This window comes from Microbulbifer hainanensis (genome assembly GCF_014904735.1).
GTDB classification, from domain to species: Bacteria; Pseudomonadota; Gammaproteobacteria; order Pseudomonadales; family Cellvibrionaceae; genus Microbulbifer; species Microbulbifer hainanensis.
Window position 1 is genome coordinate 19,323 of sequence record NZ_JACZCR010000027.1, and the last position, 16,055, is coordinate 35,377.

5 protein-coding genes are annotated in these 16,055 nt (G+C 60.5%); 4 read left to right on the forward strand and 1 reads right to left on the reverse strand.

From position 1 onward, the window contains the following. The first annotated feature begins 113 nt into the window (after positions 1-113). Positions 114-2,807 carry a cation-translocating P-type ATPase gene (locus IG168_RS09905; protein WP_193164236.1) on the forward strand — a complete coding sequence of 898 codons (2,694 nt, stop codon included), beginning with the start codon at positions 114-116 and terminating at the stop codon, positions 2,805-2,807. 255 nt (positions 2,808-3,062) lie between these two features. Here IG168_RS09905 and ppsA read toward each other — a convergent pair whose 3' ends face one another. Beyond that, entirely contained in the window at positions 3,063-5,471 is a 2,409-nt protein-coding gene (gene ppsA / locus IG168_RS09910) for a phosphoenolpyruvate synthase (protein ID WP_193164237.1), read from the reverse strand. A 339-nt stretch (positions 5,472-5,810) separates the two neighbouring features. Between ppsA and IG168_RS09915 the strand changes: the two genes are divergently transcribed. The 3 genes from IG168_RS09915 (at position 5,811) to IG168_RS09925 (ending at position 16,016) form a co-directional block, all read left to right on the forward strand. Continuing rightward, complete coding sequence (locus tag IG168_RS09915; RefSeq protein WP_193164238.1) at positions 5,811-6,800, forward strand: universal stress protein; 990 nt, start codon at positions 5,811-5,813, stop codon at positions 6,798-6,800. A 137-nt stretch (positions 6,801-6,937) separates the two neighbouring features. After that, entirely contained in the window at positions 6,938-15,424 is an 8,487-nt protein-coding gene (locus IG168_RS09920; protein ID WP_193164239.1) for a GH36-type glycosyl hydrolase domain-containing protein, read from the forward strand. 145 nt (positions 15,425-15,569) lie between these two features. Beyond that, positions 15,570-16,016, forward strand: a complete 447-nt coding sequence (locus IG168_RS09925; protein WP_193164397.1) for an Hsp20/alpha crystallin family protein — start codon at positions 15,570-15,572, stop codon at positions 16,014-16,016. Positions 16,017-16,055 lie beyond the last annotated feature (39 nt).

Here is a 16,055-nt window from a genome sequence, read left to right on the forward strand (position 1 = left end):
ATCGGCGCGAGGCTGTCGGGATGCGGGGACGTAAAGTTTTTCAACTAATGTTGCAGGGTCAGATTCCCCATATTTACCCAACCGCTGTGCAACTTGAACACGCCAATAGCCTCATGACTGATACAGACGCACAGCGCCAGTGGCATTGCCTGTCGCCGCGGGAAGTCGCCGCCCAGCTGGACAGCAGCGACACGGGTTTGTCGACTGCGGAGGCGGACCGTCGCCGAGAAAGCTTTGGCGCCAATGAGCTGCCGCTGCCACGTCCGCCGGGCTTTCCCCGGATGTTCCTGCGCCAGTTCATCAGTCCGTTGATCTACGTCTTGCTGGCGGCGATGCTGGTTTCCCTCAGTGTCGGCAAGTTGGCCGATGCCTCCTTTATCGGCCTGATACTGCTGCTCAATGCTTTCATCGGTGCGCTGCAGGAATACCACGCACATCGCAGCGCACTGGCGCTGCGCAAGCTGATGGTCAGTCGCGCCCGGGTAATCCGCGACCGTGAAACCTGTGAAATCGCCGCCGAGGCACTGGTTCCCGGCGATATGGTGCTGCTCTCGTCTGGCGACCGTGTGCCCGCCGATCTGCGTCTGGTGGAATCGACGGGCCTGGAAGTGGACGAGTCGGTGCTCACCGGCGAATCACTGCCGGTTTACAAGGACAGCGACGTCCTGTGCGCGGAAGAAGCTCCGGTCGCTGAGCGGAACAATCAATGTTTCGCCGGCAGTCTGGTTTCTTCCGGCCGCGGCCGCGGCCTGGTGACCGCCACCGGGCTGCATACCGAGATGGGCAAGCTGAGTCTCAGCCTGGTGTCGGCAGAGTCCGCCCAGCCGCCACTGTTCCAGCGCATAGAGCGTTTCAGCAAGAAACTCACCATTGCGCTGCTGGGCACGGTGGCTGTACTGGCCCTGATCGAGCTGGCGCGAGACACGCCGCCGCTGGTTATTTTCATGACAGTGGTCGCCCTGGCGGTGTCTGCCATCCCCGAGGGTTTGCCGATGGCGCTGACGGTGGTGCTCTCCATCGGCACCCGGCGCATGGTCAAGCGCCATGTGATCGTGCGCAAGTTGGTGGCTGTGGAAAGTCTCGGATCCTGCACGGTCATTGCGGCCGACAAGACCGGCACCCTGACCGAAAACCAGCTCACTGCGCGAGAAGTTGGCTTCTGCGATGGCGGCAGTTATATCGTCAATGGCGGCAGCCTCCCTGTGGATCCAGATCCACAGGTAGAGGACCACGCCCTGATGGCCCGCGTTGCCCGGGTCGCAGCCCTGTGCAATGAGGCGGAGCTGCACCCGCTGGAAAATGGCCAGTGGCACAGCAGTGGCGATGCTGTCGATCAGGCGTTGCTGGTCATGGCGCACAAGACCGGTTACAAGCGGAAAGCACTACTTCGCGCGCACAGGCTGGAGGGGCAGATTCACTACGAACCGGCACTGGGTTTCGCCGCCACGCTGCACGCAGATGGCGATCGCCAGCTGGTTTGCGTCAAGGGCGCCCTGGAGAAACTGCTGCCGATGTCGAGCCACATGGCCACTGCCGATGGCGATGTGGCTCTGGATGGTGAGCGGGCGGTGGCGCAGATGCAGCGTTTGGCCGAGCGCGGAGCGCGTGTTCTGGCGCTGGCGGAAGGGCACCGGTCCAGCGTGGAGGGACTTTCTGCGGCGGGTTTATCCGACCTCTGCCTGTTGGGCCTGGTAGGCATGTTCGATCCATTGCGTCCCGAGGCGGCCGCGGCGGTGGCGGAATGTCGGGCAGCGGGCATCAACGTGTGTATGCTGACCGGGGATCACCCGCACACGGCCATCAGTATTGCGCGGGAGCTGGAGCTGGCAGATTCCGGGGAGCACGCAGTCACCGGCGCCGAGCTGGAGCGGGCGGCAAATGATGGGCCCCAGGCGATTGATGCGCTGACCGCGGGCGCCCGTATCTATGCCCGCGTTTCGCCGGAGCAGAAATTGACGATCGTTCAATCGCTGCAGCGCCAGGGGGAGTTCGTCGCAGTGACCGGCGACGGCGTGAACGATGCGCCGGCGCTGAAAAGCGCGCACGTCGGCGTGGCTATGGGGCAGCGGGGCACGGAAGTGGCGAAGGAGTCGGCCGACCTGCTGCTGACCGACGACAACTTTGCATCGGTGGTCGCCGGTGTCGAAGAGGGCCGAATTGCCTACCAGAATATCCGCAAAGTCATCTTCTTTTTGATCTCCACCGGCGCCGCGGAAGTCGTTCTGTTCGTGCTGACCACCACTTTCGGCCTGCCGTTGCCGCTGACACCGGTACAGCTGTTATGGCTGAACCTGGTCACGAACAGTGTGCAGAGCATCGGTCTGGCACTGGAGCCGGGTGAAGGTGACGAAATGCAGAGACCGCCGCGGCGGCCGAAAGAATCGCTGTTTAACCCGTTGATGCTGCGCCGGGTGATTACCTCCGGACTGGTGATGGGCGGCCTTGCCTTCGGCTGTTTCTACTGGTTGCTGCAGCAGGGCTGGCACGTAGACGCGGCGCGCAACAGTGTGTTGCTGCTGATGGTGCTGTTCGAGAATGTGCAGGTGTTTAACAGCCGCTCCGAGAATCGTTCAATATTCCGCCAGCCGTTCTTTGCCAATCCGGTGTTACTGCTGGGCACTTTGGCGGCACAGGGCATTCATATTCTTTCTCTCTACTCGCCACTGATGCAGCATGTCCTGGGTGTCTCGCCGGTGGGTGCCAAGCAGTGGGTGGCGCTGTTGGCGGTGGCGATACTGCAGCTGCTGGCGATGGAGCTGCTCTTGTTGTTCACAAAATCCCGGCGATCCGGGGATCCTCCATCGTAGGAGTGGGCCGGTTCTGTCGATGGGCCAGCCGCGCTGGCGGAGAACTGATTGCCAATAGCCGCCTGACTTGATCCAGATCAATCGGGCGATCGGCTCGGGTGAAACAATCCGACCGTTGTTGCCTGTTTCAGGCGCTTCAATAGCCGGTCATGGAAGGCCGGAGGAGAGTTGAAAGACCCGGCAGGTCTACTCTCCGCTGTGTCATCGAAAATAATTAATGAGATGGCGAGTTGAGAAAGGCAGGGACTGCCTTTTTCAACTTTTTTCTATAGCGACGACCTTTTCGATGGTGCGCAAAAGGGCGTCGGGGCTGAGGCTGATCGAATCGATTCCCAGCTTTACCAGGTATTCCGCCACTTCCGGGTAATTCGACGGTGCCTCACCGCAGATTCCTGCGGGAATCTTATTGCGCTGGGCACCTTCTACCGCCTGGCGGATCATTTCGAGCACACCAGGGTCCCGCTCGTCAAAATCGAAAGCGACGATATCTGAATCCCGATCGACGCCCAACACCAGTTGGGTCAGGTCGTTGGAGCCGATGGAAATACCGTCGAACAGCTGGCTGAAGGCGTCAATCTGCACGACGTTGTTCGGTATCTCGCACATCACATAGACCGCGAGATCATTCGAACCGGGCTGGAGCCCGTGTGCAGACATCGTCTGTAATACCCGTTCACCCTCAGGAATACGGCGACAAAAGGGAATCATCACTTTGATATTGGTGAAGCCCATGGTCTCCCGCGCGCGCTTGAGCGCGGCGCACTCCAGAGCGAAGCCATCTGCATAAGCCTCGTGCGCGTAGCGCGCGGCACCGCGGAAGCCCAGCATCGGATTTTCCTCCCGGGGCTCGAAAGACGCGCCACCGATCAGACGAGCGTACTCGTTCGTCTTGAAATCCGAGGTCCGCACAATGACCGGTCGCGGGTAGAAGGCGGCGGCGATGGTGCCAATACCCTCGGACAGCTTTTCAATAAAGAAGTCAGCGCCGCTTGGATAATTTTCGATCAGTTGGCTGAGTTTCTGCTTGTCGTCGTCGTTCTCGATTTTGTCCGGGCACGCCAATGCCATCGGGTGGGCCTTGATATGCTCGTTGACGATAAACTCCATGCGTGCAAGACCTACACCGTCGCAGGGCAGGGCGCTCAGGCGGAATGCCTGTTCCGGACTACCCAGGTTGATCATCATTTTGGTCTTCGGTCTCGGCACATTGTCCAGCTCGGTGGTCGTTACATCGAAAGGGATCTCGCCGGCATAGACCATGCCCACATCGCCTTCGGCGCAGGAAAGCGTGACAGATTCTCCATCAGTCAGGTTGCGTCCTCCATCGCCGATGCCGACCACCGCGGGAATGCCGAATTCACGCGCCACTATGGCCGCATGGCAGGTGCGGCCGCCGCGTTCGGTTACCAGCGCTGCGGCCCGGCGCATGGCCGGGCCCCAGTCCGGACTGGTACTTTCGGCAAACAGCACTTCGCCGTCTTCAAAATCCGCCAGCTGCTCAACACTGTCGATTCTGCGTAGCTTGCCACTCGCGATACCGGTACCGATGGCGCGCCCCTTTGCGAGCAGGGACTGGCTGTCTGGCTTGGAGTGGAATTTGTAGCGCTGCAGGACGTTGCGGGGTTTCTGTGAGGCAACGGTTTCGGGGCGTGCCTGCAACAGGTAGAGCTGCTCGTCATCGCCGTCCTTGGCCCATTCGATATCCATAGGGCAGGGCGCGCCGCGCTTTTCACTGTAGTGTTTCTCGGTAGTGATGGCGTAGCCCGCGAGTGTCAGTATCTCGTCATCCCTGAGGCTGTAATGGCGCCGGCGCGCATCCGGTGTCTCGATATTGTGCAGTTCCTGGCTATTCAGGTCCTCATCGCACACCAGGGTCTGCTGCTTGGCGCCCAGTTGCCGGCGTAGCACACAGCGGTGCCCCTGCTCGAAGGTGGGTTTGTGCACATAGAATTCATCCGGATCTACCGCGCCCTGCACAATATTTTCACCGAGACCGAAAGCAGAGTTGATAAACACGACATCCGGAAAGCCGCTGTCGGTATCGAGAGTGAACATCACGCCGCTTGAAGCGTGGTCCGAGCGCACCATCTTCATCACCGCTATGGCCAGATAAACCTTAAAGTGATCGAAACCATTGCGTTCGCGATAGCTGATGGCGCGCTCGGTAAACAGAGAGGCGAAGCAGCGCCTGCACGCATCGAGCAGGCCGTCTTTATCGCCAATATTCAGGTAACTCTCGTGCTGACCGGCAAAGCTGGCACTGGGAAGGTCCTCGGCGGTGGCGGAGCTCCGCACGGCGAGGCGCAACTGCGGGCCGTATTGTTCGCACAGTTGTACATAGGCTTTAGTGATCTCGCCCTTCAAGTCGTCGGGTAAGCCCGCTTCGTACACGATCTTGCGCGATTCCGCGGCTATTTTCCCCAGCTGCGCGCTATCTACGTTAGGGACATCCGCGATCAGTTTGCGCAGCGGTTCCCAGGCACCGGCGCTGTCAAGTACGGCGCGGTAGGCGGCAGAGGTTATGGCGAAGCCGTTGGGAACGCGAATTCCCTGGGGCGCAAGGGATCGGTACATTTCCCCCAGCGAGGCGGTCTTGCCGCCGACATCGGCAATATCGTCGAGGCCGATAGTGTCGAACCAGCGGATATAGCGGTTTTCTTTCATAGTGAACGCACTTGATTTGGGGCAAGCCTGGGACTGGTGCGAGTTGGTGGTCGGCGGCGGCCGCAAGAGTCCACGCAACGGAATCTACTTTAGTACATATAGATCCGCTATCTGGGCACGGTGGTTTTTCGGGCTGCCCATAAATTGGCTCCTCATTCAACGCGAGTTAATTCACTCATGAGTATTCTTAAACATTGTCGTACTAAGCTTTGACGGCGCCACAACGAAATCAGAAGAACGGCGATAAGCCGCGCGATGGGAATTACAAAAATGTGAAGGCGTCCAAATCTTCCACGAACCACAAATTGCTTTGCACGTTTTTGTGCGGGAAAGCCAGACATGCCATTCAAACACATCTTGTTGCCTCTCGATGGATCGACTATCGCTGAAGAGGCAATCACGCATTGCATCATGCTCGCGCGTAACACCGGCGCGGAAATCCATTTACTGCACGTTCAGAGGTCGCAGAACCACACCAGTGAGCAGAGTATCGATCCGGTGGATTGGCGGCTGCGCAGGGCAGAATTGCGTAGCTACCTCAACCGGGTCGCAGAACGTATCGCTGAGAAGGATATCGAGGTCACCCTGTCCGTGGTGGAGGGTCGCCCCGCGGAGCAGATCGTCGAGTATTGCGAAGAAATGGATATCGACCTGATCGTGTTTACCGCTTATGGCAAAGGGGGGATCACCCGCTTTGACTTTGGCAGTACCGCGCAGAAGGTTTTCAGCGGTTCCGGGCGCTCGTTCATGATCGTGCGGCCGGGCGAGACGCCATCGGACGCGGAAAAGACATCCTACCGCCGCATTTTGATATCGATGGACGGTTCACCACGCTCCGAGTGGGTGGCCTGCCAAGTGGCATCGATGATGCGTGGGCAGGAGGTGGAATTGATACTCCTGCAGGTAATTGCCGTACCGGAGATGCCCCGGCGTATGCCAATCACCCGAGAGGAACACGCCACGCGGGAAAAGTTTGTCGAGTGTAACCGTCGCGCTGCGGAGGCTTACCTCGAGGAAATCGCCAAACAACTGCAAAACGGTATCAAGGTCCGCCCGCTACTCCTTGTTGGGCAGAACGTTGCCGAGCGCATCTACGCGACCGCGGCCGAGGAGGGCGCCGACCTGATCGCGATGAGTGCCCACGACTGGCAAACCGGTGCCCAGCAGGTCACCGGTACCGTCTGCCACACCGTGATGTGTCACAGTAACCTGCCTGTTTTGGTTTTCCAGGATCTTCCAGAAGCCCAGCTGCAGGCCCTGGGGGCCGGTGCTGATTTTTGCCAGATACGCCATCCGACAGTTCCGGAAAATAATTCTGCCCATCGATGAAATTAAGATCTGGAAAATCCGACAGGCCCGCTCGCGGTCGCAAGTTCTTTTTGCGCCGGAAACCGCCACAAGTCGCCCGAGAATCGGGAAATCAAACCGAAAGCAGCGCCAGTAAACAGGGGCGGGACGATGAGCAGATGCGCCGCGAGACCATTGCCGCACTCGCCAAACGCCACCGGCACCTTGTCGACATAGAGCGCGGCTATCCGCTGAAATCGCACCTGCGGACACTGGATAAGCATTTTCAGGAAATATACCAACAGCTCGCCACGCGCGTTGAGGCGGGCGAAAAGGGTACCCGCAGTGAAGAGTGGTTGTTGGATAACCGCCACGTTGTCCAGGAGGCGTTGGAGCTGGTTCGCGAATCCCTGCCGCGGAATTACCTGCGACAATTGCCCAAGGTTGCTGCGGAAGACGGCGGCACCGATTTACGTGTGCACGCGCTGGCCGATACGCTGGTGTCCAACCTGTTGCAGCCAGTGGATATCGAGTCCATCCACGGTTTGGTCGACCAATACCAGGAAGAGACCATTCTGAGTACCGGCGAGCTGTGGGCTCTACCGGCGCTGCTGCGCCTGAGCCTACTGGAGCATTTGGCGCATTTTGCCGATGAAGCCCTGGAGCAGGCGCTGGCTTCAGCCGAGGCCGAGAGTGTCGGTATCGCCAGCGCCATTATCAGTCTGCGGGAACTGCGCTCTCACGACTGGCGGGATTTTATTGAATCCCTGAGCCGCGTGGATCGGATTCTGTCATCGGATCCTGCGGGCGCCTACGAAAAAATGGATTTCGAAACCCGCGATCACTACCGCGGCGTCATCGAAAAGCTCGCGCGCGGTAGTGACAGCGCCGAGTTCCAGATCGCCCAGCGTCTTGTGGCGCTCAGTGAAGAGCAGGAACCGGGCAGCCGCCGGCGACATGTCGGTTACTTCCTGGTTGGAGAAGGGGAAGCGGAGCTTGAGCAGGCGGTGGAATTCCGGCCGAATATCCTGCAGCGTTTGCACCGGCAGCTGTTGCATAAGGCCTCTACAGTCTATTTCTCCGGGCTGGCTCTTTTCTCCGTGCCGCTGCTACTGGCCCTCGCCATTTATCTACTCGTCCATGGCACAGGAATCGGCCTTGCGCTACTTGTTGTAGCCATTGCGGCAGTGCCTCTGGTGGGCATGGCCCTCGCATTGGTCAACGGACTGATTACCCACAGCCTATCGCCGCGCAAGCTGCCCAAGATGGATTTCGAGCGAGGGATTCCCGCGGAATGCCGCACCGCGGTGGTCATGCCCGTGCTGTTTTCCGACGCGGAAGACATGCAGAAGATTCTCGAATGTCTTGAGATCAATTTCCTCAACAACGACGACGGCAATCTGGTCTATGTCGTTCTCAGTGATTTCTCCGACGCCGACATGCAGAGCGCCCCGGGGGATGATGAACTGCTACAGGCCGCTCGAGATTCCATTGAGGCGCTGAACGAGCGCTATTCGGACGCCGAGGGCAGGGCACCATTCCTTCTGCTGCATCGCGAGCGTCGCTGGAATCCGGCAGAAAACTGTTGGATGGGCTGGGAGCGCAAGCGCGGCAAGCTTATCGAGTTCAATCGCGTGCTGAAGGGGCGTGACACCGAGAGTTTCGTGGCCTGTTTCGGCGACCGGGAACAGCTGAGACATGTGCGTTACGTCATTACCCTCGACGCCGATAGCCAGATGCCGCCGGGCACGGCGCGGCGCCTTGTCGGCACCATGGCACATCCACTCAACCGGGCGGTGATCGACGAAAATGTCCGGCGCGTCGTCGCTGGCTATGGCTTCTTGCAGCCTCGACTGGAAACCGATCCCGCGGGCTCCGAAGAGACGGTGTTCTCTGAGGTTTTTTCCGGCGATCGCAGCGTCGACCTGTATACACACGCCGTTTCCGACGCCTACCAGGACTTGTTCGGCGAGGCGATATTTGCGGGCAAGGGTATCTACGATCCGGCCGTCTTCTCCCAGACCCTGGCCGGTCATCTTCCGGAAAACACGATACTGAGCCACGACCTACTGGAGGGCGCGATCGGCGGAGCGGCGCTGCTTTCAGATACGATCTTCTACGAGCAGTACCCCCCCAATGTTTTCGCCCTGTTGCGGCGATCCCATCGCTGGATTCGGGGCGACTGGCAGCTGTTGTCCTGGCTGGGCAACAGGGTACCGGTCGACGATGGAAAAAAAGTAGCGAACCCACTGCCGCCGATTCACCGCTGGAAAATTGCCGATAACCTGCGTCGCAGCCTCGAGGCGCCCAGTCTGCTGGCGCTGTTCCTGCTGGCCTGGAGTGGCTGGCTGCCGGGCAGCGCGCTGGTCTGGACCCTGGGGCTTCTATTTCTTTCAGCGGCACCGGTATGGCTGGAGTTACTGTCCATACTGTGGCGCAGTATTGCCGATCCCCTGTGCGCCGCGCGCCATTTGCGCGGCGGACCGGCGGTATTACAGCAGCGAGCCCTCCACTGGTTGCTGTCGTTGGCGTTGTTGCCGACCCAGGCGGTCAATGCGTTAGACGCCATAGTGCGCACCCTATACCGTTTGGCTATATCTCACCGCCACCTGCTGGAATGGCGATCCGCGGCCCATGTGAATCGCTCCGCGAGCGCAGCCTTGTCCGTAAATGGCGCCTGGCGGGAGCTTTGGATTTCGCCGGTGTTTGCGATTCTCGCGATCATATGGCTGCTGTTCACGGCACCTGTAAATCTGTTGCCCGCCGCGCCGCTGCTACTGGCCTGGCTGCTGTTGCCGCAATTGATTTACCGTATCAACCTGCCGCACCGCTTCGAGGCGCCGACGCTGACGGAAGAAAACATCAGCGAGTTGCGATTGCTGAGCCGCCGCACCTGGTTTTTCTTCGAGCACTTTATGGGGCCGGACGATCACTGGCTGCCACCGGACAACTACCAGGAGGAGCCGCTGGCAGTTCTGGCGCGCCGGACTTCGCCTACCAATATTGGGCTCGGCCTGCTTTCGATACTCAGTGCCTACGATTTCGGTTATCTGGATCTTTCGCTATTGCTGGCGCGGTTGAACAACAGCTTCGATCGCATGCGTGGGCTGGAGCGCTACCGCGGACATTTCCTCAACTGGTATGAGACGCGCGAGCTGCGCCCGCTGAATCCTCGCTATGTTTCCACGGTCGACAGCGGCAACCTTGCTGCCAGCCTGTTGACTCTTGCCAGCGGCCTGGAAGCGCTGCACAAGCAGCCGCTGAGCGGTCGCCAGCTGGTATCGGGCGTCAGTGACACCCTCGGTCTTGTGGCGGAAACCCTGCAGCCCGCGGAACCTGGTTCCGGCTCTAGTGAAATTCGCGATATCAGCGCGCAAATAGCGCAGCTGCGCGAACGGATAGAGATCGGGGCGAGTCAGCCACACTGGTGGCAGATCATCGACGATATTTACGAGCGCGAAGTGCCCGCACTGCAGGAGCGGGTGCTGACGCTGATCGAGCGCGACGAGAAGAATTTCAGCGCCGAGTCCCTGGGGCGTCTGCGCCACTGGCTGGATGAACTGCACCAGCATGCCATTGCAGCACGACGCTACCAGGAGAAACTGGAGCCCTGGCAGAGGTTGATGCAGGCACCACCAGTGCCATGCCGGGAGCAGGGCGGTCCGGCGGCGGAAAAATTCCGCGAGCTGGCCGAGACCTTGAGTGGTCCGGTGACCTTGGAGACGCTGTCGGATACCTGTGCTGCGGCGTTGACGCAGGTCGATCAGCTGCAAAAAATAATCGCTACCGGTGCACAGCAGCATCGCGAGGATTCCGGTGCGTGGAGTGCACGGTTGAGTAGCGCACTGGAGACTGCGCGCGAGAACGCCGAAAACTTCCAAAGCGAATTGACGCGCCTGGCCGGGCGGGCGCGGAACTGGTTTGAGGAAATGGATTTTGCCTTCCTCTACGACACGGATCGCCACCTTTTCCATATCGGATACAACGTCACCGACGCTGCACTGGACGCAAACTATTACGATCTGCTGGCGTCGGAGTCGCGCCTGACCGGATTTCTGGCGATTGCCAAGGGTGATATTCCCGCGCGCCACTGGCGCCATCTTGAGCGACCATTCCGACGGTTGCACCGCCGTGTGGTCCTGATGTCCTGGAGCGCTACCCTGTTTGAATACCTGATGCCGCGGTTGTTGATGGAAACCCCGGACAGCAGCCTGATGGGGCGCGCCTGCCGCAACGCCATCGATGTCCACCGGGACTTCGCCGATCGTTTCAGTTTGCCCTGGGGCATCGCCGAATCCGGTTACTACGAACTCGACAGCCATCTGCACTACCAGTACCGGGCCTTTGGTGTGCCGGGTATCGGTTTCCGCCGCGACCTGGGTGAGCGTCTCGTCATTGCGCCCTATGCATCGATGATGGCCCTGCCATTTACCGCTGACGCAGTCATCGAAAACCTGCGCGAGCTGAGAAAGCACGGTGGTTACGGTCAATTCGGTCTGTATGAGGCCATCGACTTCGGTCGCACAGCCAAACCGGCACCGCGCCGTGCGCGCACGGTACGTTCTTATATGAGTCACCACCAGGGCATGATTTTGCTGGCCCTGAACAATTTCTTTCACGGTGACATCATGCTGCAGCGTTTTCACGGAGATGCGCGTATCGCCGGTCTGACGCCGCTTTTGCACGAGCGCAATCCCCTCGCGCCACCGGCACCCAGACCCTGGAAACGACCGGGCGTTTTACGTAGCTTCCACGTCGAAGTCGCACTGGACAGCTGGTGGCCACAACCATCCCGTCCGCAGCCGCACTACAACCTGCTGTCTAACGGACACTACAGTCTGGTGCAGGCGGCGGATGGTGCCGGCGGCAGCTATTGGCACGATATCGCCGTAACACGCTGGCAGCCGGATCCCACCCGGCACCAGTGGGGCCACTGGAGCTACGTGCGCGACCTGGACAGCGGCGAACTCTTTTCCGTGGGCCTGGCGCCCTGTGGTGGTGATGCCGCTAACTGCACTGCGCACTTCTCTCCACAGAGTGTCGAATTACAGCGCCGCCAGTCGCAGCTCTTCTGCCGGCTGCACATTGCGCTGAGTTCCCAGCATGATATCCAGGCGCGGCGTCTCATCATCAAGAACGAGAGCGATCGCGAGCGCCGCCTGCTCCTGGCGGACTACGCCGAAGTCGTCCTGGCCCCGGAGCCGGCAGATCAGCGCCACCCGGCCTTCGCCAAACTGTTTGTGGAGAGCCAGTACCTTCCCGAAGAGCAGGTAATGCTCTATCGGCGTCGGCCGCGCGGCAGCGACGAAAAACCGATCTACCTGGCCCACAGTGTTCTGGTGCAATCCGGCGTCCGCCATCGGGTCGGCTGGGAAACGGACCGCGCCCGTTTCCTTGGCCGCGGCCGTTCCCCGGCGAATCCCCAGGCGCTGGAAAACGGCTTGGCGGGCTTCACCGGCACTACCGGTCCGGTGTTGGATCCGGTGATCGCCTCGGCGCAGGAAGTGGTGGTGCCGCGGCAATCGGAGATCGAGATCGTTTACCTGACTGGCGTGAGCAAATCGCGGCGCGAACTGCTGTCGATGCTGCGCTCCTACCGCTCGCGGCCTAAAGCGCGCTGGATCTTCGACCTGGCACGTATGCAATCGGAACACGAGCTGCGCAACCTGCGCATGGTGGCGGGGAATATGCCCTGGATGATGGACCTGCTGTCGGCGGTTCTGGCTCCGGCCAGCGGTCTGCGCGTGCCGTCGAGGGTGCTGGCGCGCAGCCGCCATATCCAGCCAGGACTCTGGAGCCGGGGCATCTCCGGCGATAACCCGATACTGCTGGTGCAGATCCGCACTGAACAGGAGATCGAATTCATCGAGCCGATTTTGCAGGCGCACACCTATTGGGGTGGCCGCGGTCTGGCAGTGGATCTGGTGATCATTGACGAGGAGTCGGCGGGCTATGCCCAGGAAACCCGCGATCGATTACAGGAAATGATCGCCGACATCCGCGGGCGCACCCTGCGCAAGCTTGCCGGTTCGGTGGTGATGGTCGCGGGCCAGGAGCTTCCCGGTAACGAGCGTATCCGCCTGTTGGCAGGCGCGCGTGCCGTGCTCGATTCCAGCGCCGGTTCGGTTCTGGCGCAACTGGAGCACGGCGCTGCAACGCTGCGGACACAGCAGCAGCCGCTGCCGCCCTTTGTGCCGGTGCACTCCTCAGACTATGCGCCGCAGCCGACTCCGACACTGGAGCGGCCCAACGACCTGCTGTTCGACAACGGCCTGGGCGGATTTTCCGCCGACGGCCGCGAGTATGTCCTGCATCTGCAACCGGGCCAGCGGCCACCTGCGCCCTGGGTCAATGTAATCGCCAATCCCGATTTTGGTTGCCTGGTGTCCGAGGGCGGTTCCTGCTGTACCTGGAGCGGTAACAGCGGAGAGCACCGCCTGACCGCCTGGAACAACGACCCGGTGCGTGACCCTAGCGGTGAGGTGCTTTACCTGCGGGATGAGGAAACAGCCGAAGTCTGGTCGCCAACTCCGGCGCCGCGACCTGCCGACGCTCCGTACCAGATACGCCATGGCGCCGGCTACAGTGAATACCGGCACAACAGCCACGGTCTGGAGCAATCCTGGCACGTTACAGTGGACCGGGAGGCGCCGGTAAAGATCGCTCGCCTGACCCTGAAAAATTGCTGGGACACCCCCCGCCGCCTGACCGCCACTTATTACGTGGAGTGGGTACAGGGGTTGATACGGGCGAACAGCTGGCCCTACCTAGTTAGTGAATTCGAGTCAGAGAACTGTGCGCTGCTGGCCCGCAATGCCTTCGTCGCCGATGCCAAACCCGGCGTCGCTTTCCTGACCGCCAATCTGCCACCACATGGCCTCACCACCGACCGGCAGGAGTTTCTCGGCAACAACGGAGACCTGTCGGCGCCGGAAGCATTGTTCCGTATCGGTCTGTCCGGGCAGGTGCAGTGCGGTTGCGATCCCTGTGCGGCCTATCAGGTGCATATCGACCTGGCGGCCGGTGAGAGCCAGACAGTCTATTTCATCATGGGGGAGGGCGCCGATCGCGCCCATGCCCTGGAGCTCGCAGGGGAATTCCGCGATCCCCACCGGGCGGAAGCGGCCCGCGTGGAATTCGAGCAGTTCTGGGAGAACTACCTCGGCAGCGTGCAGGTGGAAGTGCCGGACAAGGCCACCGAGCTGCTGGTCAATCGCTGGCTGCCATACCAGACTCTGGCCTGCCGTCTGTGGGGACGCAGCGGCTTCTACCAGTCCAGTGGTGCCTTCGGTTTTCGCGACCAATTGCAGGATGTCCAGGCGCTGCTGTGGACCCACCCGGAGTGGACCCGCGAGCATATACTGCGCGCGGCCTCGCGCCAGTTCCAGGATGGCGACGTGCTGCACTGGTGGCATGAAAATCCATTGCGCGGCGTCCGCACCCGCTGCTCCGACGACCTGCTGTGGATGCCATTCGTCACCGCCCAGTACATACGCACCACCGGTGACTACGGGATTCTGGATGAACCGGTGTCCTACCTGCAGGGAGCACCGCTGGAAAAGGACGAACACGAGCGCTACGCGGAGTTCGATACCGCCGATGAGTCCGGTTCACTCTACGAACACTGCTGCCGCGCGATCGAACGCGCCAGCGCCGTGGGTCCACACGGGCTGCCGGTAATCGGTAACGGCGACTGGAACGACGGCTTCAACCGCATCAGCACCACCGGTCGCGGCGAAAGTGTGTGGATGGGCTGGTTCCTGTTGCGGGTCTGTCGCGATATGGCGCCTCTGTGCGACTACATCGGCGACGCGGCGCTGGCGGAACACTACCGCCAGCTCGGTGAAAACTTCCGTCAGCAGGTTGAGGAGAGCGGCTGGGATGGCGCCTGGTATCGGCGCGCCTACTACGACGATGGTACGCCGATAGGCTCAAAGCTGAGCGACGAGTGCAAAATCGACCTGATTGCGCAGACCTGGTCTGTGTTATCCCAGGAAGCGCCCACGCCTCGCGCCCGCGAGGCGATGAACTCCGCCTATGAAAAACTGGTGAACGAAGACGCGCGTCAGGTACTGCTACTGAAGCCGGCCTTCGACAAGACGAAAAAAGATCCCGGCTATATCAAGGGATACCCGCCCGGTATCCGCGAAAACGGCGGCCAGTATACCCACGCCGCCACATGGTCCGTCTGGGCGGCTGCGGGTCTCGGGCACAGCGAACGGGGCCATCACCTGTTCACGTTATTGAACCCGATCACCCATACCGACACTCCCGAAGGTGTGCAGTGCTACCGCACCGAACCCTATGTGCTGGCGGGTGATGTCTACGGCGTGCCTCCCCATGTTGGCCGCGGTGGCTGGACCTGGTATTCGGGGGCCTCCGGCTGGCTCTATCGGGGCGCACTCGAGGCATTGCTGGGCGCGCGGATCCTCGATGGTGACAGCCTGGAGATCAAACCGTGCCTGCCGGAATCCTGGGACAGATATCGCCTGTCGATGCGTTTCGGCGGCAGTCGCTACGATATCGAGGTGCGCAACTGCGGCGGTTGCCCCCGCGATATTGCCGAGCTGACCCTAGACGGAGAGAAGGTCTCCGGCGAGCGTATCCCGCTCTCGGATGACGGCGCCGAACATCAAGTCACCGTGGTCTTTGCGCCGGCCTCCTGAACGACGGAAAAGTGTTTTTTTGTGCCAGCTAAGTCGCCAGTTTCCGCTTTCTGCTGATCTGCTAACTATAATTTTTTCATCCATAGCGCCCACCGCTACCGGCGGGCGCCATTAGTCCGTAGTTGTAGGAGAGAAAATTGTGAAGATGCCCGCCAAAAGACCCACAGACCTGTGGCACCGCTTCCAGGAGGATTTCGACCAGTTGACGCGAGCCGTGGGAGAGCGCTGGCCCTCCATGTTTGAAGAGGAGGGTGAAATGGCAGCCCGCGAGTGGTCGCCATCCGTGGACGTGATCGAGGAGGACAACCAGTTTATGGTTAAAGCCGATATTCCTGGTGTGGACCCCAAGGATATCGAAGTCACACTGGACGGCGGCAAGCTGGTGATCCGCGGGGAGCGCAAGTGGGAGAAAGAGGAAAAGAAAGAAGGCTATATGCGCACCGAGTGTTCCCACGGAATGTTTTACCGGCGCTTTAACCTGCCCGAGTCTGCAGATCCGGAAAAGATCTCCGCGAAGGGCAAGGACGGGGTGCTGACGGTGACTATTGGTAAGCGTGAAGTTTCCAAACCCAAGCGGATTTCAATCCAGTAGCGCTCATGCTGCAAGCGAAATATTCAACGAGATAAGGGC